Below are 26,281 nucleotides of genomic sequence, written 5' to 3'. Positions count from 1 at the left end.
GCGCTCTTCAGGAGCGCGGCAGCCTTTACACGATCAATAAGCGCAGTCTTACAGGCCGAGCTCTGCCAGCTCATCCACGGTATCTTTGCTCAGCTTGAGTGGCTGTGAGGCAAAGATCGTTTTGCCGTCCAGGGTAATTTCACCCAGTACCGGCAATTCGGCGCCATCGGTAATCTCTTCGCCGTTATAGAGCATTTCACCCAGGGCAACGAACGCTTTGCCCGCGTCCAGAGGGCTCCACTGGAAACCACCGGTAATCACACCTTCGTGCACCAGACGGCGCCCCTGGCCAGGAGAGAACAGGCCCATAACGGCCACATCCCCTTCCAGCCCCCGCTCTTTCACGGCCCGAGCAGCGCCGATGGTTCCCTGGCTACCAAATGACATGATGCCGGCCAAATCTTCGTGGGCACGCAGCAAGTCCAGGGTGGTGTTGCGGCTGTCATCGACGCTTTCGGCCACGCCGAAACGATCAGCGGCCTGGGTCAAGCCCGAGCAGTTATCATCGAGCCAGCTCACGGCAGCATCTGCCCAGGCGTTGTGAGCGGGAACGCTGAGGCCGCCAACGTAAACGGCATAAGAGCCTTCGCAGCCGGTGGTGTCAGCCAATAGCTTGGCGTGCTCTTCACCTAACTGCTGCGCTGAAATCATTTCAAAGTCGTAGTCGATGTTGACCGATTCGGGGCTTTCATGGGTCAGTACGATAATTCCCTGATCACGTGCTCGTTCCAATACCGGCTCAAGAACCTCACGATCATTCGGGACAACGCCAATGACATCAACGCCACGGCTGATCAGATCCTCTATCGCGCGTACCTGCAGGGCGGGGTCAGCACTGGTGGGGCCTACCATATAGGCTTCTACTCCAAGCTCTTCACCCATTTGTTCGATGCCCATTTCCATGGCATTGAACCAGGGGATGCCCCCCACCTTGGCGACCACGGCAATCGTAGGAGACTCCTGAGCCATTGCGCCGGTGCTGCCGATAATGCCTGTTAGCGTAGCTGCGGTAAGAAGTGCTTTGTATTTCATTGTGATTTCCTGCTTGCTGTTGGCTGACCCAGTCAGTGGAATAGAGTGCATTGAAGCGCTTTAATAGTGCTGCTGTACGTTGCGTCATGGTCAAATAAAATGGCGCAGACGCTTCCGAGCCTCACAATGCATAGGAGCTTTACACAGTGCTGGATACGTTGAGTGGTGCCTAAGCGATGCGTCATCGCTATCGTTATTGTCATTTAGTCGAGAATGCACAATCGGTTGTGCATAGCGTAGGATTGATCTATTGCATCATCACGTCAATGCTACTTTTATCTAATCGCAAGGAGCTGCCACGTGGTTAGCGACTCTTCATCCAAGCGGCTGACTATTTACGACCTGGCGAGGTTGGCAGAAACATCGCCCAGTACCGTCAGTGCCGTGCTCAACGGCACTTGGCAGCGCCGTCGCATCAGCAAGAAACTTGCCAGCAAAATTCTTTCGCTCGCCCAGTCGGAAGGCTACTCGGCCAACATGCAGGCCCGTGCCTTGCGGCGCGAACGCTCAGGTATCATCGGCATGATCCTGCCGCTGTACGACAACCGCTATTTCAGTTCGATAGCCCAACATTTCGAATCAGAAGCACGTCGACGGGGGCTGTTTGCGATTGTTTCGTGTACGAATCGAGATCCCAAGCAAGAGTGTGAAGCAGCCCGAATGATGCTGGCTTACCGTGTTGAGTGCCTGGTATGCACCGGCGCAACGGATCCGGATACGATTGCACAGATGTGTGCAGAGAGCGGCGTGCAAAGCATTAATCTCGATCTTCCTGGCAGTAAGGCACCGTCGGTGATTTCCAATAACCGTGATGGCGCGCGACAGCTTACCCATGCCATCCTCAACCGCCTTGCTGAAGAGAAGCGCAGTGATGACCCTGTGCTATTTATTGGCGGCCGTGATGAGGATCACAATACCCGCGAGCGTATTGCCGGCTTCAAGCAAGCGAGAGAGGAGGTGGGGCTGGCGACGGCGGAAGAGAATATCCTCCCCTGCGATTATGCTGCCGATAAGGCCCAGGCTGCGTTGGCAACATACATGCGTAACCGGTCTACTCTGCCCAGCGCTATGTTCGTCAACTCCACGATTTCTCTTGAGGGCATCGTTCGTGGGTTACAGCTAAATGGCTATTATCTAGATGACATTATTTTTGGTTGTTTTGACTGGGATCCTCTTGCCGCTGCCTTTCATCCGCGTTTGATGATGGTTCGGCAAAATGTGATCGAGATGATCGACCGCGTCTTCGAGCTGATTGATACGCCACCGCGGGATTCCCGTCTGCTCATAGAGGTTCAGCCAGAAATAATGGGTGTTTGATACGCTCTTTCGCACAGCATTTACTGAATCGAATGAATAGGCTAGCCATTTAGACACGACTGTTGGCAATGCTTTATACACCGTTATTCACTACCAGGATGAAACATGGCCACTTCCAGCCGCGTACACAGCATGACCGCCTTTGCCCGCACCGAGCAGGCTGCCCCGTTTGGCACCCTGCAGGTGGAAATTCGCTCGGTGAACCAGCGCTATTTAGAGCCTCACTTCCGCCTGCATGAAAGCCTGCGTGACCTAGAGCCAGGGCTGCGTGAAGCGCTGCGCACCCGTTTAGCCCGTGGCAAAGTCGAGTGCAGTGTTCGCTTTGAGAGCGCCGAAACTGCCCAAGCCCCCGCCGTTAACAGCGCCCGCTTAGCCGCTATTGCTGATGCGCTAACCGCCATACAGCAACAAGTGCCCAGCGCCGTGCCGCCCACCACGCTTGCGCTACTCAACCAGCCCGGTGTGATGGAAGCCCAGCATCTCGACCAAGACGCCATCAAAGCCGCCGCCAAAACCCTGTTTGATCAGGCACTGAATGAGCTAATCGACGCTCGCGCCCGAGAAGGCGCAAAGCTCGCCGAGATGATCACCACCCGACTAACCGCCGTAAGCGAGCAGGTAGCCACCGTGCGTAGCCTGCTGCCGCAGATTCTTGAGCGCCAACGCGCCCAACTACTGGAACGCCTGGAAGTCGCCAAAACTGAACTCGACCCCCAGCGCCTGGAAGCCGAACTGGTGCTTGTGGCGCAAAAAGCCGATGTGGATGAAGAGCTGGATCGCCTGACCGCACATATAGAAGAAGTGGGCCACCAGCTCTCTCAAAAAGGCCCCAAAGGCCGCCGTTTGGACTTCCTGATGCAGGAACTCAACCGCGAAGCCAACACCCTCTCATCAAAATCCGTGGTAGCTGAGACGACACGCTGCGCGGTTGAGCTAAAGGTGTTGATTGAGCAGATGCGGGAGCAGATTCAGAATATTGAGTAGTGGAAAGGATTTGATGAATATATCTCGCTGACCGGGCATGGATTATTTGCTGGTTGTTGAGAGTGCTTCATTGATGGTGGCTACTCTTTCTGTGCTGTCCTAACTTAAAGAGGTCTCCAGCAGCTCTGGAAGGTTGAGAATAGCTCGCATAGTTGCTTCTTCGCCTAGAAGTAAATGCTCAGCCATAAGCTGGGCAGCCTCTTCTCCATTATTGGCATAAAGCGCATCCACAATTTTAGAGTGGTCGTCGCTCCATCTTTTATCTGATTGGTTATATACCATGCTGACATAAGAGATACGTAAATGATCGTCTGATAGCTCCTGGATTAGGCGTGCTAAACGGTCGTTACCAGCGGCTTGTGCGATCAGACAATGAAAACGGTGATTTGCATGTGAGAAGGTAATTATTTCGCTAGCCTTTTGGCTATCATAGGTGGCCTCGCTGCAAGTTCGCAGCATCGCTAAAGTCTCAGCATCAAGCTTGCCAGCCGCTAGTCGGCAGAGTTCAGGTTCCACCAAACGACGTATCTGGTAGCTTTCACGAATGCTCTTAATAGTGATTGGAGCGACGATGTAGCCAAGCCGTCCCTGGTTGACCGTTAATCCCTGCTGGGTCAAGCGGGCCAAAGCGTGACGTATAGCCGCCTTCCCTAGGGCATAATGTTTGGTGAGCCATACCTCTGTAATGGTGGCTCCAGGCTTGAGGTGGCAGGAAATGATGTCGCTTCTCAGTATATCGAATGCCTGGTCGTTGAGACTGCCTTTCTGTGTTGTTGCCATGAACTGTTCCATGTTGAACGCGTGACGGCGCTGGTTGATATTATCCCAGCGCCGCCTAATTCTAACATTTACCGGCAGTTCGATGGTAAAGCCTAGACCATTGATAGCAGCACGAAAGTCGCCATGATTGCCGCCCCGCAGATCAACGTCCACATAAGGCAGTATCCCATGATATCGCGCGCCGAAAGCCCAGCTACACCGAGCAGTGGAAGAGCCCAAAATGGTTGCATTTGGTTAGTCCAAGCATCGCCCCAAGTAAAAGCCATAATCGTCTGAGGAATATCGGCGCCTAAATTTTTAGCCGCTTCAAGCATTATCGGCCCTTGAATAGCCCACTGGCCTCCCCCTGATGGTATAAAAATATTAACAATGCCTGCAGAAATGAATGTCACAATTGGAAAAGTATGAACATTGGCAATGCTAACAAACCAATTAGATATTCCATCAGCGAGTCCTGATACTTGAACCATGCCAGCAATACCTGCATATAACGGGAACTGCATAATGATGCCACGGCATGCTAGAACGCCTTCTTTGACTGCAGTTCCAATAGATGCTGGGCTCGGTTGAAGTAATAACCCTATTGCTAAAAAAATTACAATTAACATGTTTAGGTTCAGGTTGAATCCAATTTGTTGAAAATTAACTATGATGTAACCAATAGGCAATATAGCGAGTGCAAGGTTAAGAATCCGATAGTGCTCAAGTTTTTCAACCCAGGGCATTCCTTTGGTATTCACTTTCTCGGCAGGGGTGTCTAGTATTACGTCTTTAAACGGCCTTATTTCATCCACTTCTGGTTTGATTCTAGTAAAGACCCAATAAACTAAAAAAAGCAGGGCAGCAGATAGCCCAAGGTTCCACCAAGAGAAAAGCGTATCTGTAACAGGAATAACTCCCACCACACTTTGCATGAAGTTTCCCTCAGTCGCCATCAGTAACGGAATAGATGCAGTCATACCACGAATAATATCACCAGCATAAGCTGCAGCAACGGCTAGAGGAAAGTGCAAGCCTGGCACTCGGCGCCCCATTTCTCGGGCCATGAATGCACCGGCGATCATACCAAAACCCCAATTTATGTAGAATGTGACCATTCCAAATACTGCTATAATACCGATAGCCTGAGTAGGTGTTTTAGCTATAGACGCAAGTCGATCGATCATATTCGATACGGAAGGCGTCTTTGCTATTACAAACCCGGTAAGTAGAATCAGAGACATTTGCATAGCAAACGTAAAAAGTTTTGAAAAACCTTCTCCCCACCCGTTAAACATTGTGCTGGCACTTTGCCCCCCAAATATCATGCCAAGAAGAAAGACTACAATGCTTAGCACCATGGCAAGCAGAAACGCGTTAGGCAAGCATTTCTCAACAAACTTAAGGCTTATTCTTGTTAAAGCCTGCATTGGGCTCCAACTTTTGCTTATGTAGGCATCTCTTTTTGACATTTTGTTTTACCTTTTTAAGATTTTGGCCCTTCAAATAGTTGAGGGGGCGGGGTTGCTAACTCTCAATGATTGGCAACTCTATGCAGGATGCTTGTATTGAGTTGCGATAAACTTCGATTGTGGGAATTACTCCATCTGGAATGCGCGAGAAGTGATCGCTATCTGCCAGAGCAATAGCGATCCGTAATCGATGGCCAGCCTTAAACAGCCACGAGGTTGGCAAAAGATCAAAAGTGATTTCACTGCATTCACCGGGAGTCATGTAACGAGCGTCACGTTCTAGAAAACTATGACTGGGGCCAATGTTGGGTATATTGGTATGGCCTTCTGCAATACGCCGGTGTAAAGCTCGGAAAACTCCTTCGGTTACATAGTGAACCTTGCCACTCTTATCTATATCCTCCAGATAAACGAACAAAGCACAGTCCTGCGTATCACTGGTCAGATACAACCGAATGATCGGATGACCGGTCACTTCTATATTCTTCTCAAAAACATCGGTGGTGTAGCACAGCATCCGTTTATCGCGATCGTGCCAGTCGGAGTAGTAATTATCGACGTTTTGAGCATATAGCCGATTGTAGCGGGAGCTTTCACCTGTACCGCAGCTATAATCACCTACGTAGTGGTCAAAAGCCTCTTTCGTGGCTGGTGGCTCTATGCCTAACCGGTGGCTTTCTTGAAAGAAGAGTGTGCGGTAGTTAGTTTCTGCTGGTGGCCATTCATTGGCTGATTTCCATCGCTCTTCACCTACGGTGTAGTAGTGAACTGGGGCCTCATCGCTCATTCCAGTATCAAGACCCATTAGGTATTCGTCGAAGAAGCGTAAGGTTTCTGCCAAAGCTTTAGTCTGTGGGGTCTTATCGTTATGGTAAGGGCTAGAGCCGGTACGAGCACCGTGATCCCAGGCCCCAAGCATCAGACGCTTGTGCGGGTTTTGCTGCCATTGGTAGCGGAGCGCCGCTCCCCGGGAATAGTGTCCATCCATCCAGCCAGAGATGGTATAGACAGCAGTTTGTGCATCCGCTGTCTGGTTGGCGTAGTAGTAGGGACTAATGATTTCTGATGTAAAGTCAGGATCGGTATGTAGTGCACGGTCTCTAAACGTTAGCTGATGGACAAAGTCTGCCATGTCGAAGTTAGCAACATGATCTTTCAGCGCTTTCTCTAAAATGCTCCCGTCTTCATCTTCGTCGACGGGTGCGGGGCCATCGTAGTAATCACCTTTAAAATAGGGGAATTTACTGCGGACTTCAGCTCTGTCGTCATCAAGAGCCTCCATCAGATTGCCGTACTCCTTAACTAGTCGGCGGCACATGACTCCCCCAGGATAGAGCTGGTTTGACCAGGTATCCCATACTGCGGAATGCGGCACGATAGCTTTTACAGCGGGATGAGCCCAAGAAGCAGTGAAATCGGCAGCAGCGCCCAAGTAGGAGATGCCCGTAACCCCTATTGATCCCTTGCACCAAGGTTGCTGGTTAATCCACTCAACAATTTCCAGATAATCGCCACGTTCATTCGGCGAGCGGAGTCCATTTCGTGTACCGAAGGATGCCCCGCTACCGCGTACGTCGACAGCTACCAATGCATAGCCACGAGCAAGAAGGAGCGAACGAAAAATGGCGATATTCGGGCAATCTTCGGTTCCCTCTGGTGCTCCCGGCTTTAACTTCATTCGCCGATAATAAGGAGTAAAAAATACCACTACCGGGAAGCGGTCATTTTCAGCCTCTATTGTGCCAGGCAGATGTACGTCGATGGCGATCTGAACCCCATCACGCATGGTGAGATAGCGCGAGAATAAGCGCTGACCTTCAAAGCAGGGTGGTCGATTTGCCAGCCAATTTTCGGGCCAAAATAGAGCCATATTTTCCATGCATCAGGTTCCATATTTTGTGATTGGTTTTTGTAAGGTTGTATTTTAGTTTTTAACATGTCAAATTTATTTGTATAAAATTTCACCGTGGAGGCACAGGTGAATGAAATAGCGATCTATCCGCTTATCGGCCTGTTAGCTGGCTTTCTCGCAGGTATATTTGGTATCGGTGGGGGAGTAGTGATAGTGCCGTTATTGGTTACGATATTGGGATGGCAACAGGTCGATGACGATTTAGCCTTATCCCTGGCGGTGGGAACTTCGCTAGCTACGATCGCCGTTACTTCCATATCATCGGCGCGAGCACATTACCGCCACGGCAATGTTCGGAGGGATTGCGTGTGGTTGCTGTTGCCTGGCTTGGTTTTCGGAGCGATCAACGGTGTTGTTGTGGGTGACGTGCTCTCTGGAAAAACTCTTTCGCTGTTACTGGGAGTATTTTTCTTAATATTGGCAATTAAAGTGCTGGTTAACTCTCGCTCGGTAGGCAGTTATCCGTTACCCGGTCGTAACGGCATGCTCATAGCGGGTAGTTCGATCGGCTTAGCCTCGGCTCTATTTGGAATCGGTGGTGGTACATTGATGGTGCCATTTCTAGAAAGACACAGTATTCCTATGCGTCAAGCAGTAGGCACCTCGGCAGCGGCTGGTATTCCTATTGCTATCGTCGGTGCTATTACCGCTATGGTCGTCGGCGATACGAAAACCTCGGTGAGCTGGACAACTGGCTATGTCTATTGGCCCGCTTTTGTTGGGATTGTGATCCTTAGTATGCCCGGCGCTAAGCTGGGGGCACTAGTCGCCTCCCGCCTTAAAGCTAAAGTGCTAAAGCTAACGTTTGCAGGTCTACTGATTGTTGTTGGTTTAAATTTTCTACTGGGTTAAATATTATTTTTTTTTGAAACGGGTATCGTCAGCTAATAACAGGCACACCTATTTTAGGTGAAAACCAAAGCTTTTCAGTTGTTTATGAACCCAGGGTTAAAGTGCTAGGTGCGCTCTCTGCATGATCAGCGAGTAGAGCCAATACCGCACATGTTTCTCTTGAGAAATTAGCACCTATTACAACCAAATAAACAGAAACTGATCACAGCAGCAGAGTCCGATAGTGAGTCCAGCTCAAAACGGTACGCACTGCGTTCCGTTTTGGAAAGCTTTGATAAAACTGGCGCATATTGCGTAGATGAGAGATATCAAAACCCTTTCCCAGCCGCTCGGTAAGCTGTTGTGAGAGCTGCTGCTCGCTGTGTTGAGCATATTCTCGGCCACTGCCCCGGTAAACGAGGCAACCTGGCAGGCGCTTGAGGAAGGCGGCTTGGTGATTCTCATGCGCCTACCCCCCCCCTGGCTGGATTCGTTCTTCCGCGGGCGCGGTGATCAGGCGTCAATTACTCAAGCCGCTCAAGAGCAAATCGCTGCATGGCAGGGGCCGGAGAATTTGTTGCTGCTCACCCATCAGGTCAATATCACCGCACTGATGGGTGGCGGCGTTGGCTCGGGTGAGATGATCGTGGTGCGTCCAACGGATGATTTGTTTCAGGTAGTGGGGCGATTAAGCGTTAGCGACCAATAATTTGCTTCTTATCCGCATGAGACTTTATAAAGTGAAGAACGATAGAGTTTAGGAATCCTTTATGAAAGCCGTTGTTTTTGAGCAATTTTCCGCCCCACCACAGATCCAGCAACTGCCGGATCCCACCCCTGAGCCGCATGGCGTTGTGGTGAAAGTCATGGCGACCGGAGTTTGTCGCAGCGACTGGCATGGCTGGGTGGGGCATGACACCGATATTCAACTTCCCCATGTGCCGGGGCATGAGCTTTCCGGCGTAGTCGAAGCTGTGGGTAAAGACGTAAAAAAGTGGCGCATTGGCGACCGCGTCACGGTGCCGTTCGTGGGTGGCTGTGGCACTTGCCCTGAGTGCCACTCCGGCAATCATCAGGTTTGCGATAGTCAGTTTCAGCCCGGTTTCACGCACTGGGGCTCATTTGCCGAGTATGTGAGTATTCACTACGCTGATGTGAATTTGGTCGCGCTGCCAGAGACACTCGACTTTGCGACGGCGGCGAGCTTGGGTTGCCGGTTCGTTACCTCTTTTCGGGCCGTGGTGGATCAGGGCAAAACAGCGGCAGGCCAGTGGGTGGCCGTCCACGGCTGCGGTGGGGTTGGGCTTTCTGCTGTAATGATTGCCAACGCCGTCGGTGCTAACGTGGTGGCCATCGATATTTCGGAAGAGGCGCTTGATCTGGCCCGTCAACTGGGTGCCACTGCCACCGTGAATGCTGCCAAGGTACCCAATGTGGTGGAAGCAGTTGCAGAGATAACCCGGGGAGGCGCTCACGTATCGCTGGATGCGCTGGGCCACCCGACGACCTGCTTTAACTCCATCAGTAACCTGCGTAAACGTGGCAAGCATGTCCAGGTCGGGTTGATGTTGGCCGAGAACAGCACGCCCGCCATTCCCATGAGCAAGGTCATTGCCCATGAGCTTGAAATACTGGGTAGCCACGGCATGCAGGCCCACCGTTATGACGCCATGCTGGCGATGATCGAGTCGGGAAAGCTGGCGCCTGAAAAACTAATCGGCAAACGAATCAATCTTGAGCAGTCGATTGATGCGCTGATGAACATGGATAAGTTCGAAGGGGCGGGCGTGACGGTGGTGACCGAGTTTTGAGGAAACCGCTGAGACGTTTAATAACAATTTCCTTCAATGAAACAAGGCAAATTATTCGCTCCTCATCTGCGGGTTGAGGTTTTACGCTGGGCGTATTGATAAGGAGTAAGTTATGCCATCAGACACTATTCAATCAGCACGCCGCGTGATCGCCCAGCATCCAGCCAAGCGCGATGATATAGGCGATTTAGTTACCCGGCGCCCGCTGCCGGGGCCGCAGCTTGAACAGCTCGATCCGTTTCTGTTTCTTAACCATCACGGACCGCAGACGTATCCGGCCAATAATCGTGGCCTGCCGTTCGGCCCGCATCCGCACCGGGGCTTTGAAACGGTCACCTTTATCTTGGAAGGCTCATTGGCCCACGCCGATAGCGCCAAGCATCAAAGCGTGATCAATGCGGGCGGCGTGCAGTGGATGACCGCGGGCAGCGGCATTGTGCATGCGGAAATTTCGCCGGAGGAGTTTCTGCGCGACGGCGGCCCGTTGGAAATTCTGCAGCTATGGATCAACCTGCCGTCGCGCTTGAAAATGAGCGCGCCGCGCTATGTGGGGCTGCAGCAAGAATCCATTCCCGCTATTAAGTTGCCGGGTGGCGGTGAGCTGAACCTGATCTCAGGTGAGTGGCAGGGTAGTGCTGGCCCTATCGACACGCTAACCGGCGTGTTTATGTCGACGCTGCGGCTGCCTGCCGGTAGCCACGAGCAACTGCCCGTAGCACCTGGACGGCAGGTGTTTCTCTACGTGGTGGATGGCGATGTCACGGTGGGAGGCGAGCCAGTCAAGCCGCACCATCTGATTGAAGTAGATCGCGATGGCGATAACCTCGATATCGAAGCCAGTAGCGACGCGCGCTTGCTGTTTGGTCATGGTGAGGTGATCGATGAGCCTGTTTACTCCCACGGCCCTTTTGTAATGAATACCCGTGAAGAGATCGTTCAGGCGGTCGAGGACTACCAGAACGGTAAGTTTGGCGGGCTGGATGCTTAAAGCGGCTCGCCGCGATAGTAGTGCCACAGAAACAGCGAACCCACGCTGCGCCAGGGCGCCCAGTGTTCTACCAACTGGCGGGCCTGCTTGGGCGTGGGTTTGTCGTCCATGCCTTTTAAGCGGCCCAGCGCTACCCGCAGGGCAAGGTCATCAGCGGGGAAAATATCTGGGCGTTGCAGCGAGAACATCAGGTAAATCTCAGCGCTCCAGCGGCCAAAGCCGCGTAGCTCGGTAATCGCGGCAATCGCCTCGTCGTCGCTTAGCTGTTCAAGCCCCACGGCGCTAAAAGTGCCTGCCAACTCTGCTTCTGCCAGCCCTTTAGCGTACTCGATCTTACGCCAGGAAAGCCCCGCATCGCGTAGCGCTTGGCCCTCTACCTCCATCACTGCCTTGGCGTGAAGCTCGGGCAGCAGTGTATTTACACGACCCATAATCGCGCGAGCCGCTTCGGTGGATAGCTGCTGGCTAACGATAGTCGAGAAGAACGTCGCAAAGCCTTTATCGCGCTCCCGAGGCGAGGGTGCCCCCACTAGAGGTAGGGCGTGGGCGATATCGGGGTCGGCCTCGACGAGTTCAGCCATGGCGTGTTCGATCGTGTTAAAAGATGAGGTATTAGCTGGCATTATTACTCCTGGTTAAAATGAGTATTATATTGCTCACTATTTGGGTTTTTATATATTTATGAGTATTAAAATGCACATTCCGGAGCCTTGGACTACACTATTGAGCATTAAGCTGCTCAGTTATTAACTGCTCAATTAAGGTGTCCCACGTTGCTAACCATCCAGGCATTTCATCATGGCCAGTGGCACGATGCCGCTGAGCTGGTGATTGAGCACCCAGAGCAAGGTCGTCGAGGACCTGCGCGTTTGGGCTATATCACCGATTATGCCCTTGAATGGTTGGATCGCGATGATGAGCATGCTTGCAGCCTGCTTTTGCCGATTGAACTCATGAATACTCATCAATCGCCACGCTGGTTCGCTTTTTTAGACGATATCATGCCTTCTGGGGCCAGCCGTCGTTACTGGGTCACGCAGTTGGGGATATCGGCGCTTACTGAGGCTGAACAAGATTACGCCCTATTGGCTAAAGGGACGATTGCTCCGGTGGGTAATTTACGTATTAAAGAGGCCCTTCCCGAGCGTCCAGTAGGTAGCACGCTAGAGCAGCAGCGCTTTGCCTTACGCGATGTTGTGGATCGAGATAGCGATTTTCTTGCTTATGCGCAGCAAATGGGAGCCGCTGGGGGGGGGGCGACCGGCGCTGGCGGCGAAGCGCCTAAGCTACTGCTACGCTGTTCGCCAAACGATCAGGTCTGGATCGATACCTATCAGGATGATCCGGCGAATACCGACCAGCACTATCTGGTGAAATTTCCTCGCGGCCAGCGCACCGAGCTTGATAACAATATCCTTCGCGCCGAATACCATTTCTATCATGAGCTGGCGTCACTCGGCATAGCGACGATCGACACTCAAGGGATGCGGCTACTGGAAGGCGAGCGCTATCCATCTCTCTGGTTGCCCCGCTTTGATGTTGATTACCCCGCTGGGAAGCGAACGCTGTATGGGCTGGAGTCGGTTTATTCCGCGATGAAGCGTCAGCCGGGAAGCTTCTTAAACCATTTTGACGTGATTGAGGCACTGGTTGGCCTGTTGAGCCAGCAATACCGCGTTCGCGAGTTAGGAGGTCATTTTGATACGGCGCGTTTCGTGAGCGAGTGGGTGAAACGTGATCTGCTTAATGTCGCTTTTGCTAATAGCGATAACCATGGCCGCAATACGGCGCTGTTGAAAACGCCTCAGGGAATCTGGCTGGCGCCAGTCTACGATTTTGCGCCCATGAAGGCTGACCCAGAAAGTATTATTCGCACCACCACTTGGGGCGCGCCGTTTGAAGAGGGTCCTGAATTCAACTGGGTCGCCATTGCGGAGAACTTAAATGCCTATGTGCCAGCCGAGCAGTTGATGGCAGAGCTAAAAGCGCTGGGGAGGCAGTTAGTCGGGCTAAAAGAACGACTTGCTGCGCGGGGAGTGCCGGAAGCGTTGCTAGCATCGAATGCGGTGGGGTTAAATTATCTGGATGCTAAGCTGCGCCGCTGGGGGCTGGTATGAAACGCAAAGAACTCTCTAGCATTGAGCGCGAGGCACTACTTATGGCGCTATTGTCCCAGCTGCTGCGGGAAGAGATCAGCTCAGGGCAGGTGCTGCGTCAACTACGCCGCGAAGTGTTGGGAATGTCGCAGACACAATATGCCGAGTTGGTAGGTATCAGTCGCCGCACCTTGTCTGATCTGGAAGCCGATAAAGCAAGCCCTACACTGGCGCTGCTAAACCAAGTATTCCGCCCCTTGGGTCTGCAAACCGGCTTGGTGCCGCGTAACCGTCGTCTGCGTGAGCGGTTGCTTTCAGTGGAATCCCCTATCGCCTGACCGCCAAACACCTTATCCAAACATTTCCTATTCAACCCAACTTAACGATTGTGTTCGCCCGCTAACTTTTTAAACGCAGCATGTTTCTACTTTCGTCTAATCCTGCGATCATTTGCGCCATCGTGATACCAACCGGGCGGTATCCCAAGGAGTTAAGCATGCAGGATTCGACAGCATCGTCGTCTCAAGGGCTGGCGCGCAACCCGCGTTTGGCCGAATTTGTGTTGGCGCTGGGCGGCTTTGGAATCGGCACCAGCGAGTTCGTCATTATGGGCCTGATGAACCGTGTGGCGGGTGATTTAGCGGTAACGGTGCCGCAAGTGGGTTACGCAATAAGCAGCTACGCCTTGGGCGTGGTAGTCGGTGCGCCGCTGATTTCGGCGCTGGCCGCGCGAGTACCTAGGCGGTCGCTGTTGATTATGCTGATGCTGGTATTTGCGGTGGGCAATATTGCCAGTGCCATGGCACCAGGGTTCTGGTCATTCGTAGGGCTGCGTTTTCTGGCTGGTTTGCCTCACGGCGCCTATTTTGGCATCGCCGCACTGGTGGCCGCGGGAGCCGTGCCGATAGACCAACGGGCGCGGGCCGTTTCTCGGGTGATGATGGGCTTAACCGTGGCGATTCTGATCGGTGCGCCGCTGGGTACCTGGGCGGGTAACCTGTTGGGCTGGCAGATCGCCTTTGCGGGTGTCGGTGGTATTGCGTTGCTCACCGCCCTGTTGATCCGCTTCTATGTACCGGTGCAGCCCGTCGATACTCTAGCAAGCCCGGTGCGTGAGCTTTCAGCGCTGCTTAAGCAGCGGGTGTTGGTTACCCTGGCGCTTGCCTGCATCGGCTGCGGCGGCATGTTCGCCATTTTTAGCTATGTGATGCCGACATTAACCCAGCAGGCGGGTATGAGCGAAGCGCTGGGGCCGTTGGTGCTGGTCATTTTCGGCCTGGGCTCTATTGCCGGTAACTTAATCGGCGGGCGCATGGCGGATAAAAACCTGATGCGTGCCATACCTACCATTCTGCTCTGGTGTGGCGTGGTACAAGGGTTGTTTTACTTTGCGGCGAATAACGTTTGGACGGGGCTGTTGTTCGTTGGCCTGGTGGGCACCAGTATGGCGCTAGCGCCTTCATTACAAACCCGCTTAATGGATGTGGCAGAGGATGCCCAAACCATGGCGGCCTCACTCAACCACGCGGCCTTTAACGGTGCCAATGCCCTAGGGGCGTGGCTTGCTGGCCTGGCAATCAGCGCTGGCTTTAGCTGGTCGAGCACGGGCTTGGTCGGTGCGGGATTGGCACTCTGTGGCTTGGTGATTTTTGCCGCTGGGCGATGGTTGGAAAAGCGCACCTACGGCGCCGTGGCCCAGCGAGCCTAGCGTTGGCTAACGTTGCATTGTGATTGGCCAGCTGCTTAGTTATCGAACAGTGATAATTAACATGGCTAAAAAGTCGAATTCTCTCTACTGTGTAAGAGTAGTAACCCATAAGGAGATGACCATGCACATTCAGGTATTGAATTTGACACGCATATTGACCCTCGGCGCGGTGGTGGCGTTAACCATTGGCTTGGTGGGTTGTGGTACCACTACCGGAGAGCGCGCTACTAGCGGCGCGGGTGTCGGTGCTGCCATTGGCGCGGGTGCCGCAGCCGTAACCGGTGGTAGCGTCGTTCAAGGCGCCGTTATCGGCGGTGGCGTTGGTGCTGCCACCGGTGCCGCCACCGATGCAGATGACATCAATCTCGAATAAGTAATGGTTGATCTCTTAGCGACACAGCCTAAATCCGCGCATGCCCATATGAAAGTGATCCGCATGCGCGGCGTTGTAATCGGGCCCCAATACATTACCGAAGGTATGGCAGGCGCCATCCCGCGCAGCGCGTAAAAACTCACCTACCTCGCCTTCATCATCCCAGTCATTGATCAGCGTAATACGCTGGCCGTTCTCAAACTGAAATCCCACTACATCCAGCGCTTCGGCGGTGGCGTGTTCGCTTCGCCTGCCGGCTTCGCGGCCATAAACGTTACGGCAGGCAAAGCTACCTACGTGGTTAACCTGGCTCACTCGGCTACCCATAATCTCCTTGGCGGCAGGCTGTAACGCGTGGCGTTCATACATGACCCACGCCAGTGCCATCGGGCAGGAGGCCACGAAACTCTGATTGAACGCGACCCCGCTAGAGTGCATGCGCACGATATTGGCAAGCGGGCAGCTCGCCGTGGGGGCGTAATCGGCCAATGGCGTATAGCGCAGCTCGCCCTCGGGGACGGTATCTAACGCAGCTAAACAGCCTGCGCGGTCGTCTGCCAAGCGGCTTAACTTAAGCTGTGTGACCGGCGTAATGGGGTCGTCAATATGCAGCGGAGCCCATGGCGCCCAGTGGCGGGGAATCTCAATGATGCCTTTTTGCAGGGCTACGCCCAGCGCAATCAGGGCTAAAATAAATAGCGTACTGCGCATGCCTACCTCCCTGTATGTCACCACCAACGCTACAGTCGTCGCGCTGGGTGTGCGATACTGCGCAGCCTTGCTGCTCTGCTGCAGTCGCTTTACTTGCGTTTACTACGTTTTCCGCTACTTATTTTGCTAACTGAAGGGAAAGTACTTCATGTCCCAAGGTACGCTGTTTATCGTTTCTGCCCCCTCAGGTGCTGGCAAGACTAGCTTGGTGCGCGAGCTAATCGAAAGCCTGGATGGGATTCAAGTGTCGGTGTCGCACACTACGCGTGCCAAGCGCGAGGGTGAGGTGAATGGCGTCAATTATCATTTCACCGATGTAGCCGAGTTTGAAGCGATGATCGCGCGGGGTGAGTTCTTCGAGTATGCCAAAGTATTTGATAATTACTACGGCACCTCGCGCCAGGCAGTAGAGGTATTGCTAGCGGCAGGTCAGGACGTCATTCTGGAAATCGACTGGCAGGGCGCTCAGCAGGTACGCACACAAATGCCTGATGCAGTGTCGATTTTTATTCTACCGCCCTCCCGCGAGGAGCTGGAGCGACGTCTTGCTAGCCGTGGCACCGATGAGCATGCGGTGATTGCCCGGCGGATGCGCGATGCGGTGAGTGAAATGTCCCATTACCACGAATATGATTACCTCGTCGTTAATGATGACTTCACCACGGCGCTGCAGGAGTTACAGTCACTGGTAATCAGCCGCCGCTTAAGTCGCCCGTTAATGACCGAGCGCCATGCGCCGCTGTTGGCTGCGCTCTTGTCACAGGCGCCTACGGTCGAGTAATCTATACGGTTCTACTACTTTCTATTGCATTGCAGTACATCTTTTTCGCTGGGTCGGTGCCGTTAGTTTTTTTATAACGGCGTCGGCCCGGTTCCGTCATAACAGGAAGGCTCCCATGGCTCGCGTAACCGTTGAAGATTGTCTTGAAAATGTTGAAAACCGTTTCAAGCTGGTGATGATTTCCACCCAGCGTGCTCGTCAGCTGGCGCGCGGCTCCCGCGATGCTCTGCTACCTTGGGAAAATGATAAACCTACGGTGATGGCGCTGCGTGAAATTGCCGCAGGCCTGGTCGATCACACTGTACTGGACGAGCCCGTTGAAGCCGCTGTTCGTCCGCGCCCGGCTATGGCGCCTACTCATATCGACGACTAACGTTTTCAACGAAACCGATAGAGGCGCGGTAGATGTTCACCATTGATGACCTGGCCGATAGACTCGGCGGCTATTTACCCTCGGATGAGATCCAGCAGGTCAAACGCGCCTTTTACTATGCTGAGCAGGCCCACGACGGCCAACGGCGGCGTTCCGGCGAGCCATACGTTACCCACCCACTGGCGGTAGCGAATATTCTTGCCAATATGCACATGGATCATCAAAGCCTGATGGCTGCCATGCTGCACGATGTTATCGAAGACACCGGCGTATCCAAAAAAGCCCTGGAGGCTCAGTTTGGCAAGCCGGTAGCAGAGCTGGTAGACGGGGTATCCAAACTTACCCAAATCACCTTTGAAGACAAAGCCGTCGCCCAGGCGGAAAATTTCCAGAAGATGGTGCTGGCGATGTCGCGGGATATTCGCGTTATCATCGTCAAGCTGGCAGACCGGTTGCATAACATGCGCACCCTGGGCGCCCTACGCCCAGATAAAAAGCGTCGCATTGCCCGTGAAACGCTGGAAATTTACGCGCGAATTGCCGGACGGCTGGGTATCAATACGATTCGTATCGAGCTTGAGGATCTCTCCTTTCAGGCGATTCACCCCATGCGCTCGGAGCGCATCAAGCGTGCGGTTGCCAAAGCGCGGGGGCACCGGCGCAGTGCCATGCGCGAAATACAGTCCTCCCTGCAAAAAAGCCTGGACGATGACGGGCTTAATGGCACCGTCATTGGACGCCAAAAGCATCTGCTGTCGATCTATAAAAAAATGCGCGACCAGCGTAAGCCCTTTGTCGAAATTATGGATGTGTTTGGCTTTCGCATCATTACCGAAGATGTGGCCAGCTGCTACCGTATTCTAGGCGTGGTGCATAACCTCTATAAGCCGGTACCGGGGCGCTTTAAAGACTACATTGCGATTCCCAAAGCTAACGGTTACCAGAGCCTGCATACCACTTTGTTTGGCCCCCGCGGTATGCCCATTGAGGTGCAGATACGCACCCGTGAAATGGAGGCCATGGCCAATAACGGTATCGCTGCCCACTGGCTTTATAAAGCGGGGCAGACTTCCCATCCGATTGCCGAGGGCAGCCATGCACGTGCTCGCGCCTGGGTTAAGGGCCTGCTGGAAATGCAGCGCCACGCTGGCGACTCGCTGGAGTTTATCGAACACGTTAAAAACGATCTGTTCCCCGACGATATCTACGTGTTCACACCTAAAGGCGATATTATGGAGCTGCCCCAGGGCGCTACCGTAATCGACTTCGCCTACACCGTGCACACGGATATCGGCAATAACTGTATCGCTTGCCGTATTGATCGCCATTTGGCGCCGCTCTCGACGCGCTTAGAGAGCGGTCAGACGCTGGAAATTATCACCGCCCCCGGTGCGAAGCCCAATATTACCTGGCTCAATTTTGTGACCACCGCAAAGGCGCGTTCGGCAATCCGTCACGCGCTTAAATATCAGCAGCAGACCGAAGCGGTCATGCTGGGACGACGGTTGCTCAATAAAGCCCTGGCGCCATTCGATACCAGCCTGGAAGAACTGGATGAGAGCGCCCTTAAGCGCGCCTTCAAAGAGTTGGATGTCTCTTCTGAGGATGCTCTGTTGGAGTCGCTCGGGATGGGCAACCGCATGACCCACGTGGTGGCACGCCGCCTAGTGGCTGCGGCGCATGGCGAAAGCTATGAGCACCCTGTAGGCGGGGAGGGTAGCAAAGCCGTCATGATCAGCGGCAGCGAAGGCATGGTGATTAACTTTGCGCGCTGCTGCCATCCGCTACCAGGCGACCCCGTGGTGGGCCACCTTTCCACAGGCAAAGGGTTGGTGGTGCATCGCGCTGAGTGTAAAAACGTGGTGGATAAGAACTTCGCCGATAAAAATGACCCTGATAAGCTCTTCGCGCTGGAGTGGTCGGACACCATTGATGAAGATTTCCCGGTCGCGCTGCGTATCGAAATTGAGAGCCGTCGTGGGCTAGTCGCAGAGCTTGCCGGGCTGGTCACCGATGCCGATGCCAATATTGAGCGGATTGGTATTGAAGAGCGCGATGCCCACCTTTCCACCGTCAATCTGACGCTGTCGGTGAAAGGTCGTGTGCATCTGGCACGCATCATTAAACGCATCCGTAACCTTCCCAACGTTGGCAAAATTACCCGACTCGCTAATTAATACTATACATAACAACATGCTGATATAAATCGGCAGCGATCGCTATTTTTCAGTATCAAATAATTAAGTATTACCCATTACAGGAGCGAAACAACGTATGAGCAATAAGGCCGTTATCAACACCAGCAAAGCCCCCGCGGCTATTGGTCCTTACTCCCAGGCCATTAAAGCGGGCAACACGGTTTATCTCTCTGGCCAGATCCCGCTGGATCCCGCGACCATGGCGATTGTGTCTGAGGATTTCGAAGCTCAGGCACGCCAAGTCTTCACCAATCTACAGGCAGTATGCGAAGAAGCGGCGGGTTCGCTAAGCGATATCGTGAAGCTGAATCTCTACCTGGTGGACTTGGATAACTTTGCGATTGTTAACCAAGTCATGGAGGAGTTCTTCACCGCTCCTTTCCCCGCCCGCGCCGCCGTTGGCGTCAAAGCACTACCCAAAGGCAGCCAGGTGGAAGCGGAAGCGGTGATGGTTATCGGTGACTAGGCTTTGTTTAGCTCTAGAAAGCCGCCCTCTTTGAGTACCTGTGCATAGCCTTCGCGGTAGCTGGGAAAGCGGAACTGATAACCAGTGCTCAATATGCGCTGGTTATCGCAGCGTTTGCTCGTTCGCCGACGTAAAGGGGACTGCATGGTCTCTGTGGCCTCTACTTTTAACTGCTCGGCCAGCCACATCATTACGTTATGCATGGTGACCGGTTCGCAGTCGCTGCCCAGGTAGATATCATCCAGCGTCTCACCGCTCTCCTGATAGCGAATCAGGTGGGCAATAATGCCGGTGCAGTCGTCGCGGTGAATGCGGTTTGAGTACACCACAGGAGTGATCGCAGCCACGCGGCCTTCAGCAACCTGATGAATCAGTCGATCGCGGCCAGGGCCGTAAATGCCGGAAAAGCGAATCACCGTGCCCGGCAGGGGGTGATTGATCAGCGCCTGCTCAGCCTCGCACATTAGGGTGCCAGAGAAGCTAGTGGGGTCGGTGGGGCTCTCTTCGTTAACGACCTCGCCCTCCTGCTGGCCATGCACGCTAGTTGAAGAGACGAAAAACACCCTACGTGGAGGCGTTTTGTGCTGCTCCATCACGCTCAGCACGCGCTTTAAACCTTCAGGGTAGGCACTTTGATAGGCGCTCTCTTCGAAACGATCAGCGCTGACGGTATAGACCACGTAGTCAGCCTGGGGCAGGCTTTTGGCATCGGCCTCTTCAAGGCTATCCAGGTCTAACGCCAGCGGTTTGATACCGGTGTCTTTTAAGGCTTCCACGTTGCGGCGTAGGCCAATCACTTGGTGCCCTTCCTCAAGCAGCTCGCGCCCAAGGTTGATCCCTATATCGCCACAGCCGATAATCAGTACGGTTAGCTTCACCGTGCTCACTCCTCTTGATTAATATTCCCTATTAGATGCAAAGTCTCTACCAACGATGACATTGAACCGAGATATTGTCGGTTGAGAAGACCGACGGCAGAGCTTGCTTGTCCTTTTCCGTCTCGCTGACTGTCATGATGCAAGGCCTTGCATACAACATTTTTTTCATACAAGCCCTAGTCACGAGCTGCTACGAGAGGATGCCACTGGCACCGCTATGACTTTAACAGAACTTCGCTACATCGTAACCCTTGCCCAGGAGCGTCACTTTGGCCGTGCGGCGGAACGCTGCCACGTTTCACAGCCCACGCTCTCGGTGGCGGTGAAAAAGCTGGAAGAAGAGCTCGAAACGCCGCTCTTTGAGCGTTCCAAGTCCACCGTCCAGGTTACCCCGCTGGGTGAAAAAATCGTCGCCCAGGCCCAGCGTGTGCTGGAGCAGAGTAGCCTGATTTTTGAGCTCGCCAGTGCGGGTAAAGATCAGTTGGCCAACCCGCTGCGCATTGGGGCGATTTACACCATTGGGCCCTACCTGTTTCCTCATCTAGTGCCTGCCCTGGCGAACGCGGCCCCGCAAATGCCTCTTTATATTGAAGAGGGCATGACCGGTACGCTGCGCGCCAAGCTAAGAAGCGGTGAGCTGGATGTGATTATTGTGGCATTGCCGTTTACTGAAACCGATGTGGTCACCAAGCCAATCTACGACGAAGCCTTTGAAGTTCTCATTCCCGCTAACCACCCATGGGTCGAGCGGGAAGCGATCAATAAAGAGGACTTACTCGAAGAGCGCCTGCTGCTGCTCGGCGAAGGACACTGTTTTCGCGATCAAATTTTGGAAGCCTGCCCGGCGATTACCCAAAAACTCAACAGCCCCAACAATACGCTGATCGCCGAAGGCGGGTCACTGGAAACCATTCGCCATATGGTGGCCTCTCGATTAGGTATTACGGTGCTGCCGCAGTCTGCGCTGGGCACCGACCAGTATGAAAATGCCATGCTGGCCAGTCGGCCATTTGTGGAGCCAGCGCCGTCGCGCACCGTGGCGATCGCCTGGCGGGCGAGCTTTCCCCGTCCCAAGGCTATTGAGGCGCTGATTCAGGCGATCAGCCACTGCCGCCAACCTACTAAAGCCGTGAAAAGCGCCCTATGAGTGATCTTTCCGCGCCCATCACCGCTCTGAAGGGCGTAGGCGAAGCGCTGGCGCTGAAACTGGGTCGATTGGGTATTGAGCAGGTAAGCGACCTGTTGTTCCACCTGCCGATGCGCTATCAGGATCGCACGCGGCTTACGCCTATTGGCCTGCTGCGTGCAGGTCAGGAGGCGGTGATAGAGGGCGAAGTGACCGCTTGCGACGTAGTTAAAGGGCGCCGCCGCAGCCTGCTGGTGCGCCTGCGTGATGCTAGCGGTATTTTGAGCCTGCGGTTTTTTCACTTCTCACCGGCCCAGCAGCAACAGATGCGCTCAGGTGCGACCGTGCGCGCCTTTGGCGAAGCGCGGGCTGGGGCGACCGGTTTAGAGATCTACCACCCGGAATACCGGCTCAGTGGCGGTAGTGAGACCCCGGTGGAGGAGTATTTCACGCCTATTTATCCCACCACCGAAGGGTTGAACCAGCCGCGGCTGCGTGCTCTGGCTCAGCAGGCGCTCGGTTTACTGGACAGCGCCCCCGAGGCCTTGCCCGATGTAATACCCGATGCCCTGCTTCAACGCTTTCAGTTGCCAGGCCTACACGCCAGCCTGCACTTGCTGCACCAGCCGCCTCCCGATGTGAATATAGAGCAGTTGACCAGTGGCCAGCACCCGGCCACTCGGCGGCTGGCGCTGGAGGAGCTGCTCGCCCACCAACTAAGCCTGCGTGAAGTTCGCCTGCGTATTCAGGCGGATGGCGCGCCCACACTTCCCTCTGGGCGCAGCCTACAGGCACGCTTTTTGGCCCAACTGCCGTTTGCACTGACCGGCGCCCAGCGCCGCGTGTTGGAGGAGATTAGCCACGATTTAAGTCGCCCAGCGCCGATGCTGCGGCTGATCCAGGGCGATGTTGGCTCGGGAAAAACCGTGGTCGCCGCCATGGCCGCGCTGAGCGCTCTGGCGGGCAACTGCCAGGCGGCGATCATGGCGCCGACCGAGATCCTCGCCGAGCAGCACTACCGCTCGTTTAAAGCTTGGTTTGAACCATTGGGCATCGAAGTGGCGTGGCTGGCGGGCAAGCTCAAAGGCAAAGCACGGTTGGATGCCAAGGCGGCGATTGCCGACGGGCGTGCGCGTATGGTGGTGGGCACTCACGCACTGTTTCAGGACGACGTGCACTTCCAGTGCCTGGGATTGGCGATCATTGACGAGCAGCACCGCTTTGGCGTGCATCAGCGCCTGGCGTTACGCGAGAAGGGCGAGGCGGGCGGGCTAACCCCACACCAGTTGATCATGACTGCCACGCCGATTCCGCGCACTTTGGCCATGAGCGCCTACGCGGATCTGGATGTTTCGGTGATCGACGAGCTACCCCCCGGCCGTACACCGGTAAAAACCGTGGTGGTGCCCGACGAACGCCGCCCTGAAGTGGTTGAGCGTATTCGGCTGGCCTGCAGCGAAGGTCGTCAGGCGTATTGGGTGTGCACGTTGATTGATGAATCCGAGGCGTTGCAGTGCCAGGCGGCCGAGGTTACCCGCGATGAGCTAACCATAGCGCTGCCCGAGTTGGCGGTGGGCTTGGTTCACGGGCGCATGAAGTCGAGCGAGAAAGCCGAGGTGATGACCGCCTTCAAAGCGGGGGAGCTGGATTTGCTGGTGGCTACCACGGTGATCGAGGTGGGAGTGGATGTACCCAACGCCAGCCTGATGATTATCGAAAACCCCGAGCGTCTGGGGCTTTCCCAACTGCACCAGCTGCGCGGCCGGGTAGGGCGTGGCAGCACGGAAAGCTTCTGTGTGCTGCTCTACCACCCGCCGCTGTCGAAAAGCTCCCGCCAGCGCTTGGCGGTCATGCGCGAAACCACCGATGGCTTCCGCATCGCCGAGAAAGACCTGGAAATCCGCGGCCCCGGCGAAGTGCTCGGCACCCGCCAAACCGGCCTTGCGCAGATGAAAATTGCCGACCTGGAGCGCGATGCCGACCTTCTGGAACGAGTCAGCGCCATGGCCCAAACGCTGCAGGGCAGCCCAGACGTTACCGCTGTCCTGGTGCGCCGCTGGCTTGGCGAGGCGGCAGGGCGCTATGGGCAGGTGTAGTTAGCTTGGTTAGACGCTAGCGGTGCTTGGCGTATACTCTTCACTTCCCACCAGACGATTCGCAGCTTCACCCAGCGGGGCGAGCTGCTCGGTAATAAGGCGTAGCTGGCTTTGAATAGGGCGGTAGAGCGTGACGGCTTTTTCATCTGCTGATAGCGCACTTTTCTCTTCTAGCTGGGCTAATAACTCGGCAGCTTGATCCGCTAGTGGCTCAACCGGCTGGCGCTGGTTTAATCGCTCGGCGATTTGTCCCAGCAGCTCACCAATACGTTTTGCTACCGGCACTAGCGTGGCATCGTCTTCATCGTCTGCCAACTGGTGGCGATGGGCGCCCAGTGCAGAGAGGTGGCTGAGTAGGGTATTGGAGAGCACCAGAAAGCGCAGTCCGTTGTCCGCGTCCAGTTTCCGGTAATGCCCCGGCTCATGGAGCATATTGGTGAGCAGGGTGGAGAGCGCTGCATCGGCGTTATGGGCATTGCGCCGCGCCAGGCGATAGGCCAAGTCATCCTGCTTACCCTCCTCGTACTGGTGGATAATCTCCTCCAGGTAGCGGCGGTGGTTATTGAGCGCGTTGGCGGCTTCGCGATAAAGCCTGCGACCCTGCCAGTCGGGCAGAATAAAAAACACCGCTAAGCCGGCGATGAGTGAGCCAAGCAGGGTGTCGAGCAGCCGCGGTAGGATCAGGTTATAGCCGTCGCCTACCTGGTTGAAGCTGCACAGCACGAGCAGGGTGATAGAGGCAGTAGCGATTACATAGTGTTTTTCGCGGTTAGCGAAGAACGAGACCCCGGCGGCCACGGCGATCATGCTCTGCACCAGCGGGTGCGGAAAGAGGCTGATCGACGCCCAGCCCACTACCAAGCCAAGTACCGTGCCCATTATCCGTTGGGACAAAAACCGCCGTGTGGTGGCAAAGTTGGGCCGGCAAACAAACAGCGTGGTCAACAGAATCCAAAAGCCCTGCTCGGGGTCGATCCACTGCATCAGCCCATAGCCGGTCGTGAGGGCAATGGAGAGCCGCACTGCATGGCGAAAAGTGGGGGAGCCGAGAGTAAAGTTTAGGCGCACCCGCTTCCACGCTTCCTGCACACTCGATGGCGAGCGGTCATACAGCGAACTGTCGCGCCGCTCATCGCTGACACCGGGATTGTGGGCGCTGGCGAGCTGGTTTTCCAGAGTGGCCAGGTTCTCTGCCAGCGCGCTCAATGGGTAAAGCAGTGGGCGCCACTCGGGCTTGCCACGGCCGCGCAGGTTCTCAATCGAGGCGTGAAGGTCGGCCAGCGCCTCTTCACTCTGCTGATGATCAAACGGCCTATTGAGTAGCAGCGATTTGGCTAGCTGACGGCAGGAGCGCCCCTGTTGATCCAGCAGCCTCTGGCAGCGAAACAGCACATCGTGGTGGAAAAAGGCTTTGCTGAGCGCGCTGTAGGGGTAATGGGTGGAGCTGGCGCGTTCGTGAATATCCTGGGCAATAAAGTAGATACGCAGGTAGCGGTTGAGTTTTTGGTCGCCGCGCTGGCCTTCCAGCCGCCTAAAAATCATCTCTTTGGCTTGATTGAGCGCAGCGACGACTTTGCCGTTCTGGCGCGCCAAGGCCACCCGACGCGCTTCCACATCGACACCGCGCACCGGTTCAAACAGCGCCGATTTCAGTATCAGAAACTCGCCCAGCGCTTTGTACACTCGCGCCATGCTCTGCTTGACCGGCTGGCGCGAAAACAGTGCGCACCACACCACCGAAATTAGCCCGTACCACACCGCCCCAGCCAACAGCAGCAGTTGGCGCGCCGCCACGTCTTCATCGACCCCGCCGTGCTGCTCGATGTTGATCATCGAGTAGATCGAGAGTATTAGCGTGCCGGAAGCGATGGTGGCATAACGCTGTCCGATAGCACCGAGCATAATTAGGCAAAAGGTCGAAAGCCCTAGGCCCACTACAAATAGCCACGGCCAGGGAAATAGCCACTGCACGATAAAGGACGCTGACGTAAAACACACCAACGTTACCAGCAGCGCTTGAAGACGGCCTTGCCAGCTATCGTCAGTTTCAGACAGCGCACAGGCGATAATGCCGAGAAAAAGCGGAATGACCAGCGCCACATCGCCCATTAAACCGCTAAATAGCAACGCTCCGCTGAACGCTATAAAAACGCGCAGACTGTAGGCGAATTTATCGAGAGTCCAAAGGCGCCGTAGCGGCAAAGATATGGGCATAAAAGCTCTTATAGATGGTTGTTAGACTTTAGTATAAATGCGTAGGCGTTGGATGTCGCTACTCAGCACTCAACGTTTGGGTGTTCTAAAAAATAGCGCACTAAAGCCCTATGATTGAAACAGTAACCTTTCGATACTCGGAGTGACTCTAAAAA

The 26,281-nt window shown here is 54.6% G+C and carries 25 protein-coding genes; 16 read left to right on the top strand and 9 right to left on the bottom strand.

The window, feature by feature from the left end:
• Positions 1-48 precede the first annotated feature (48 nt).
• The gene (locus HALTITAN_RS04025; RefSeq protein WP_039857817.1) at positions 49-1,032 is read right to left on the bottom strand and encodes a substrate-binding domain-containing protein; all 984 of its coding nucleotides are present in this window, start codon (positions 1,030-1,032) and stop codon (positions 49-51) included.
• A gap of 300 nt (positions 1,033-1,332) precedes the next feature.
• Here HALTITAN_RS04025 and HALTITAN_RS04020 point away from each other — a divergent pair, with 300 nt between their 5' ends.
• Together HALTITAN_RS04020 and HALTITAN_RS04015 are read left to right on the top strand one after the other, a co-directional pair.
• Positions 1,333-2,349: a substrate-binding domain-containing protein gene (locus HALTITAN_RS04020; protein WP_009286319.1), complete on the top strand. Its 1,017-nt coding sequence runs from the start codon at positions 1,333-1,335 to the stop codon at positions 2,347-2,349.
• 105 nt (positions 2,350-2,454) lie between these two features.
• Complete coding sequence (locus tag HALTITAN_RS04015; protein ID WP_009286318.1) at positions 2,455-3,333, top strand: YicC/YloC family endoribonuclease; 879 nt, start codon at positions 2,455-2,457, stop codon at positions 3,331-3,333.
• Between the two features lie 99 nt (positions 3,334-3,432).
• On the opposite strand, the gene HALTITAN_RS24425 is transcribed toward HALTITAN_RS04015, so the two are convergent.
• From HALTITAN_RS24425 to HALTITAN_RS04000, 3 genes are read right to left on the bottom strand one after another with little or no spacing between them, the layout of a single operon-like run.
• A complete protein-coding gene (locus HALTITAN_RS24425) occupies positions 3,433-4,266 on the bottom strand; it encodes a GntR family transcriptional regulator (RefSeq protein ID WP_051051822.1) in 834 nt (277 codons plus the stop codon).
• A complete protein-coding gene (locus tag HALTITAN_RS04005) occupies positions 4,206-5,564 on the bottom strand; it encodes a short-chain fatty acid transporter (protein WP_223828050.1) in 1,359 nt (452 codons plus the stop codon). Before HALTITAN_RS04005 ends, HALTITAN_RS24425 begins: the two co-directional genes overlap by 61 nt.
• A 55-nt stretch (positions 5,565-5,619) precedes the next feature.
• On the bottom strand, positions 5,620-7,443 hold the full coding sequence (locus HALTITAN_RS04000) for a CocE/NonD family hydrolase (RefSeq protein ID WP_009286317.1): 1,824 nt from the start codon (positions 7,441-7,443) through the stop codon (positions 5,620-5,622).
• A 99-nt stretch (positions 7,444-7,542) separates the two neighbouring features.
• On the opposite strand from HALTITAN_RS04000, the gene HALTITAN_RS03995 reads away from it, so the two are divergent.
• The gene (locus tag HALTITAN_RS03995) at positions 7,543-8,328 is read left to right on the top strand and encodes a sulfite exporter TauE/SafE family protein (protein ID WP_039857812.1); all 786 of its coding nucleotides are present in this window, start codon (positions 7,543-7,545) and stop codon (positions 8,326-8,328) included.
• Positions 8,329-8,530: 202 nt separating this feature from the next.
• On the opposite strand, the gene HALTITAN_RS25905 is transcribed toward HALTITAN_RS03995, so the two are convergent.
• Entirely contained in the window at positions 8,531-8,653 is a 123-nt protein-coding gene (locus tag HALTITAN_RS25905; protein ID WP_233974174.1) for a DUF1016 N-terminal domain-containing protein, read from the bottom strand.
• Positions 8,654-8,689: 36 nt separating this feature from the next.
• Between HALTITAN_RS25905 and HALTITAN_RS03990 the strand changes: the two genes are divergently transcribed.
• From HALTITAN_RS03990 to HALTITAN_RS03980, 3 genes are all read left to right on the top strand, one after another.
• Positions 8,690-9,016, top strand: a complete 327-nt coding sequence (locus HALTITAN_RS03990) for a hypothetical protein (protein ID WP_051051820.1) — start codon at positions 8,690-8,692, stop codon at positions 9,014-9,016.
• A 61-nt stretch (positions 9,017-9,077) separates the two neighbouring features.
• Positions 9,078-10,118 carry a zinc-dependent alcohol dehydrogenase family protein gene (locus tag HALTITAN_RS03985; protein ID WP_009286315.1) on the top strand — a complete coding sequence of 347 codons (1,041 nt, stop codon included), beginning with the start codon at positions 9,078-9,080 and terminating at the stop codon, positions 10,116-10,118.
• A 112-nt stretch (positions 10,119-10,230) separates the two neighbouring features.
• The gene (locus HALTITAN_RS03980; protein ID WP_009286314.1) at positions 10,231-11,106 is read left to right on the top strand and encodes a pirin family protein; all 876 of its coding nucleotides are present in this window, start codon (positions 10,231-10,233) and stop codon (positions 11,104-11,106) included.
• On the opposite strand, the gene HALTITAN_RS03975 is transcribed toward HALTITAN_RS03980, so the two are convergent.
• A complete protein-coding gene (locus HALTITAN_RS03975) occupies positions 11,103-11,729 on the bottom strand; it encodes a DNA-3-methyladenine glycosylase family protein (RefSeq protein ID WP_009286313.1) in 627 nt (208 codons plus the stop codon). The genes HALTITAN_RS03980 and HALTITAN_RS03975 overlap by 4 nt on opposite strands.
• Positions 11,730-11,879: 150 nt before the next feature.
• On the opposite strand from HALTITAN_RS03975, the gene HALTITAN_RS03970 reads away from it, so the two are divergent.
• The 4 genes from HALTITAN_RS03970 (at position 11,880) to HALTITAN_RS03955 (ending at position 15,283) form a co-directional block, all read left to right on the top strand.
• A complete protein-coding gene (locus tag HALTITAN_RS03970; RefSeq protein WP_009286312.1) occupies positions 11,880-13,223 on the top strand; it encodes a type II toxin-antitoxin system HipA family toxin in 1,344 nt (447 codons plus the stop codon).
• On the top strand, positions 13,220-13,540 hold the full coding sequence (locus HALTITAN_RS03965) for a helix-turn-helix transcriptional regulator (RefSeq protein ID WP_039857806.1): 321 nt from the start codon (positions 13,220-13,222) through the stop codon (positions 13,538-13,540). The genes HALTITAN_RS03970 and HALTITAN_RS03965 overlap by 4 nt, the downstream gene beginning before the upstream one ends.
• Positions 13,541-13,698: 158 nt before the next feature.
• Positions 13,699-14,910: an MFS transporter gene (locus tag HALTITAN_RS03960; RefSeq protein WP_022521089.1), complete on the top strand. Its 1,212-nt coding sequence runs from the start codon at positions 13,699-13,701 to the stop codon at positions 14,908-14,910.
• A gap of 121 nt (positions 14,911-15,031) precedes the next feature.
• Positions 15,032-15,283, top strand: a complete 252-nt coding sequence (locus tag HALTITAN_RS03955; RefSeq protein ID WP_022521090.1) for a hypothetical protein — start codon at positions 15,032-15,034, stop codon at positions 15,281-15,283.
• A 15-nt stretch (positions 15,284-15,298) separates the two neighbouring features.
• Here HALTITAN_RS03955 and HALTITAN_RS03950 read toward each other — a convergent pair whose 3' ends face one another.
• Entirely contained in the window at positions 15,299-15,994 is a 696-nt protein-coding gene (locus tag HALTITAN_RS03950) for an extensin-like domain-containing protein (protein WP_039857803.1), read from the bottom strand.
• Between the two features lie 148 nt (positions 15,995-16,142).
• Between HALTITAN_RS03950 and gmk the strand changes: the two genes are divergently transcribed.
• The 4 genes from gmk (at position 16,143) to HALTITAN_RS03930 (ending at position 19,812) form a co-directional block, all read left to right on the top strand.
• Positions 16,143-16,775 carry a guanylate kinase gene (gene gmk, locus HALTITAN_RS03945; protein WP_009286310.1) on the top strand — a complete coding sequence of 211 codons (633 nt, stop codon included), beginning with the start codon at positions 16,143-16,145 and terminating at the stop codon, positions 16,773-16,775.
• 115 nt (positions 16,776-16,890) lie between these two features.
• A complete protein-coding gene (gene rpoZ / locus HALTITAN_RS03940) occupies positions 16,891-17,148 on the top strand; it encodes a DNA-directed RNA polymerase subunit omega (RefSeq protein ID WP_007112267.1) in 258 nt (85 codons plus the stop codon).
• A 32-nt stretch (positions 17,149-17,180) separates the two neighbouring features.
• The gene (locus HALTITAN_RS03935; protein ID WP_009286309.1) at positions 17,181-19,325 is read left to right on the top strand and encodes a RelA/SpoT family protein; all 2,145 of its coding nucleotides are present in this window, start codon (positions 17,181-17,183) and stop codon (positions 19,323-19,325) included.
• A gap of 97 nt (positions 19,326-19,422) precedes the next feature.
• Positions 19,423-19,812 carry a RidA family protein gene (locus tag HALTITAN_RS03930; protein ID WP_022521094.1) on the top strand — a complete coding sequence of 130 codons (390 nt, stop codon included), beginning with the start codon at positions 19,423-19,425 and terminating at the stop codon, positions 19,810-19,812.
• Here HALTITAN_RS03930 and HALTITAN_RS03925 read toward each other — a convergent pair.
• Positions 19,809-20,690: an SDR family oxidoreductase gene (locus tag HALTITAN_RS03925; RefSeq protein WP_039857799.1), complete on the bottom strand. Its 882-nt coding sequence runs from the start codon at positions 20,688-20,690 to the stop codon at positions 19,809-19,811. The two genes, HALTITAN_RS03930 and HALTITAN_RS03925, sit on opposite strands and share 4 nt — an antisense overlap.
• A gap of 217 nt (positions 20,691-20,907) precedes the next feature.
• On the opposite strand from HALTITAN_RS03925, the gene HALTITAN_RS03920 reads away from it, so the two are divergent.
• Positions 20,908-21,837, top strand: a complete 930-nt coding sequence (locus tag HALTITAN_RS03920; protein WP_022521096.1) for a hydrogen peroxide-inducible genes activator — start codon at positions 20,908-20,910, stop codon at positions 21,835-21,837.
• Positions 21,834-23,912, top strand: coding sequence for an ATP-dependent DNA helicase RecG (gene recG, locus HALTITAN_RS03915; RefSeq protein ID WP_009286307.1), 2,079 nt, complete (start codon positions 21,834-21,836; stop codon positions 23,910-23,912). The genes HALTITAN_RS03920 and recG overlap by 4 nt, the downstream gene beginning before the upstream one ends.
• A 9-nt stretch (positions 23,913-23,921) precedes the next feature.
• Here recG and yccS read toward each other — a convergent pair whose 3' ends face one another.
• Entirely contained in the window at positions 23,922-26,126 is a 2,205-nt protein-coding gene (gene yccS / locus HALTITAN_RS03910) for a YccS family putative transporter (protein WP_009286306.1), read from the bottom strand.
• Between the last annotated feature and the right edge of the window lie 155 nt (positions 26,127-26,281).

It is taken from the genome of Vreelandella titanicae BH1 (assembly GCF_000336575.1).
GTDB lineage: Bacteria > Pseudomonadota > Gammaproteobacteria > Pseudomonadales > Halomonadaceae > Vreelandella > Vreelandella titanicae.
Note: the sequence above shows the minus strand (reverse complement) of the source record. Positions and strands in the feature narration are given on the sequence as shown.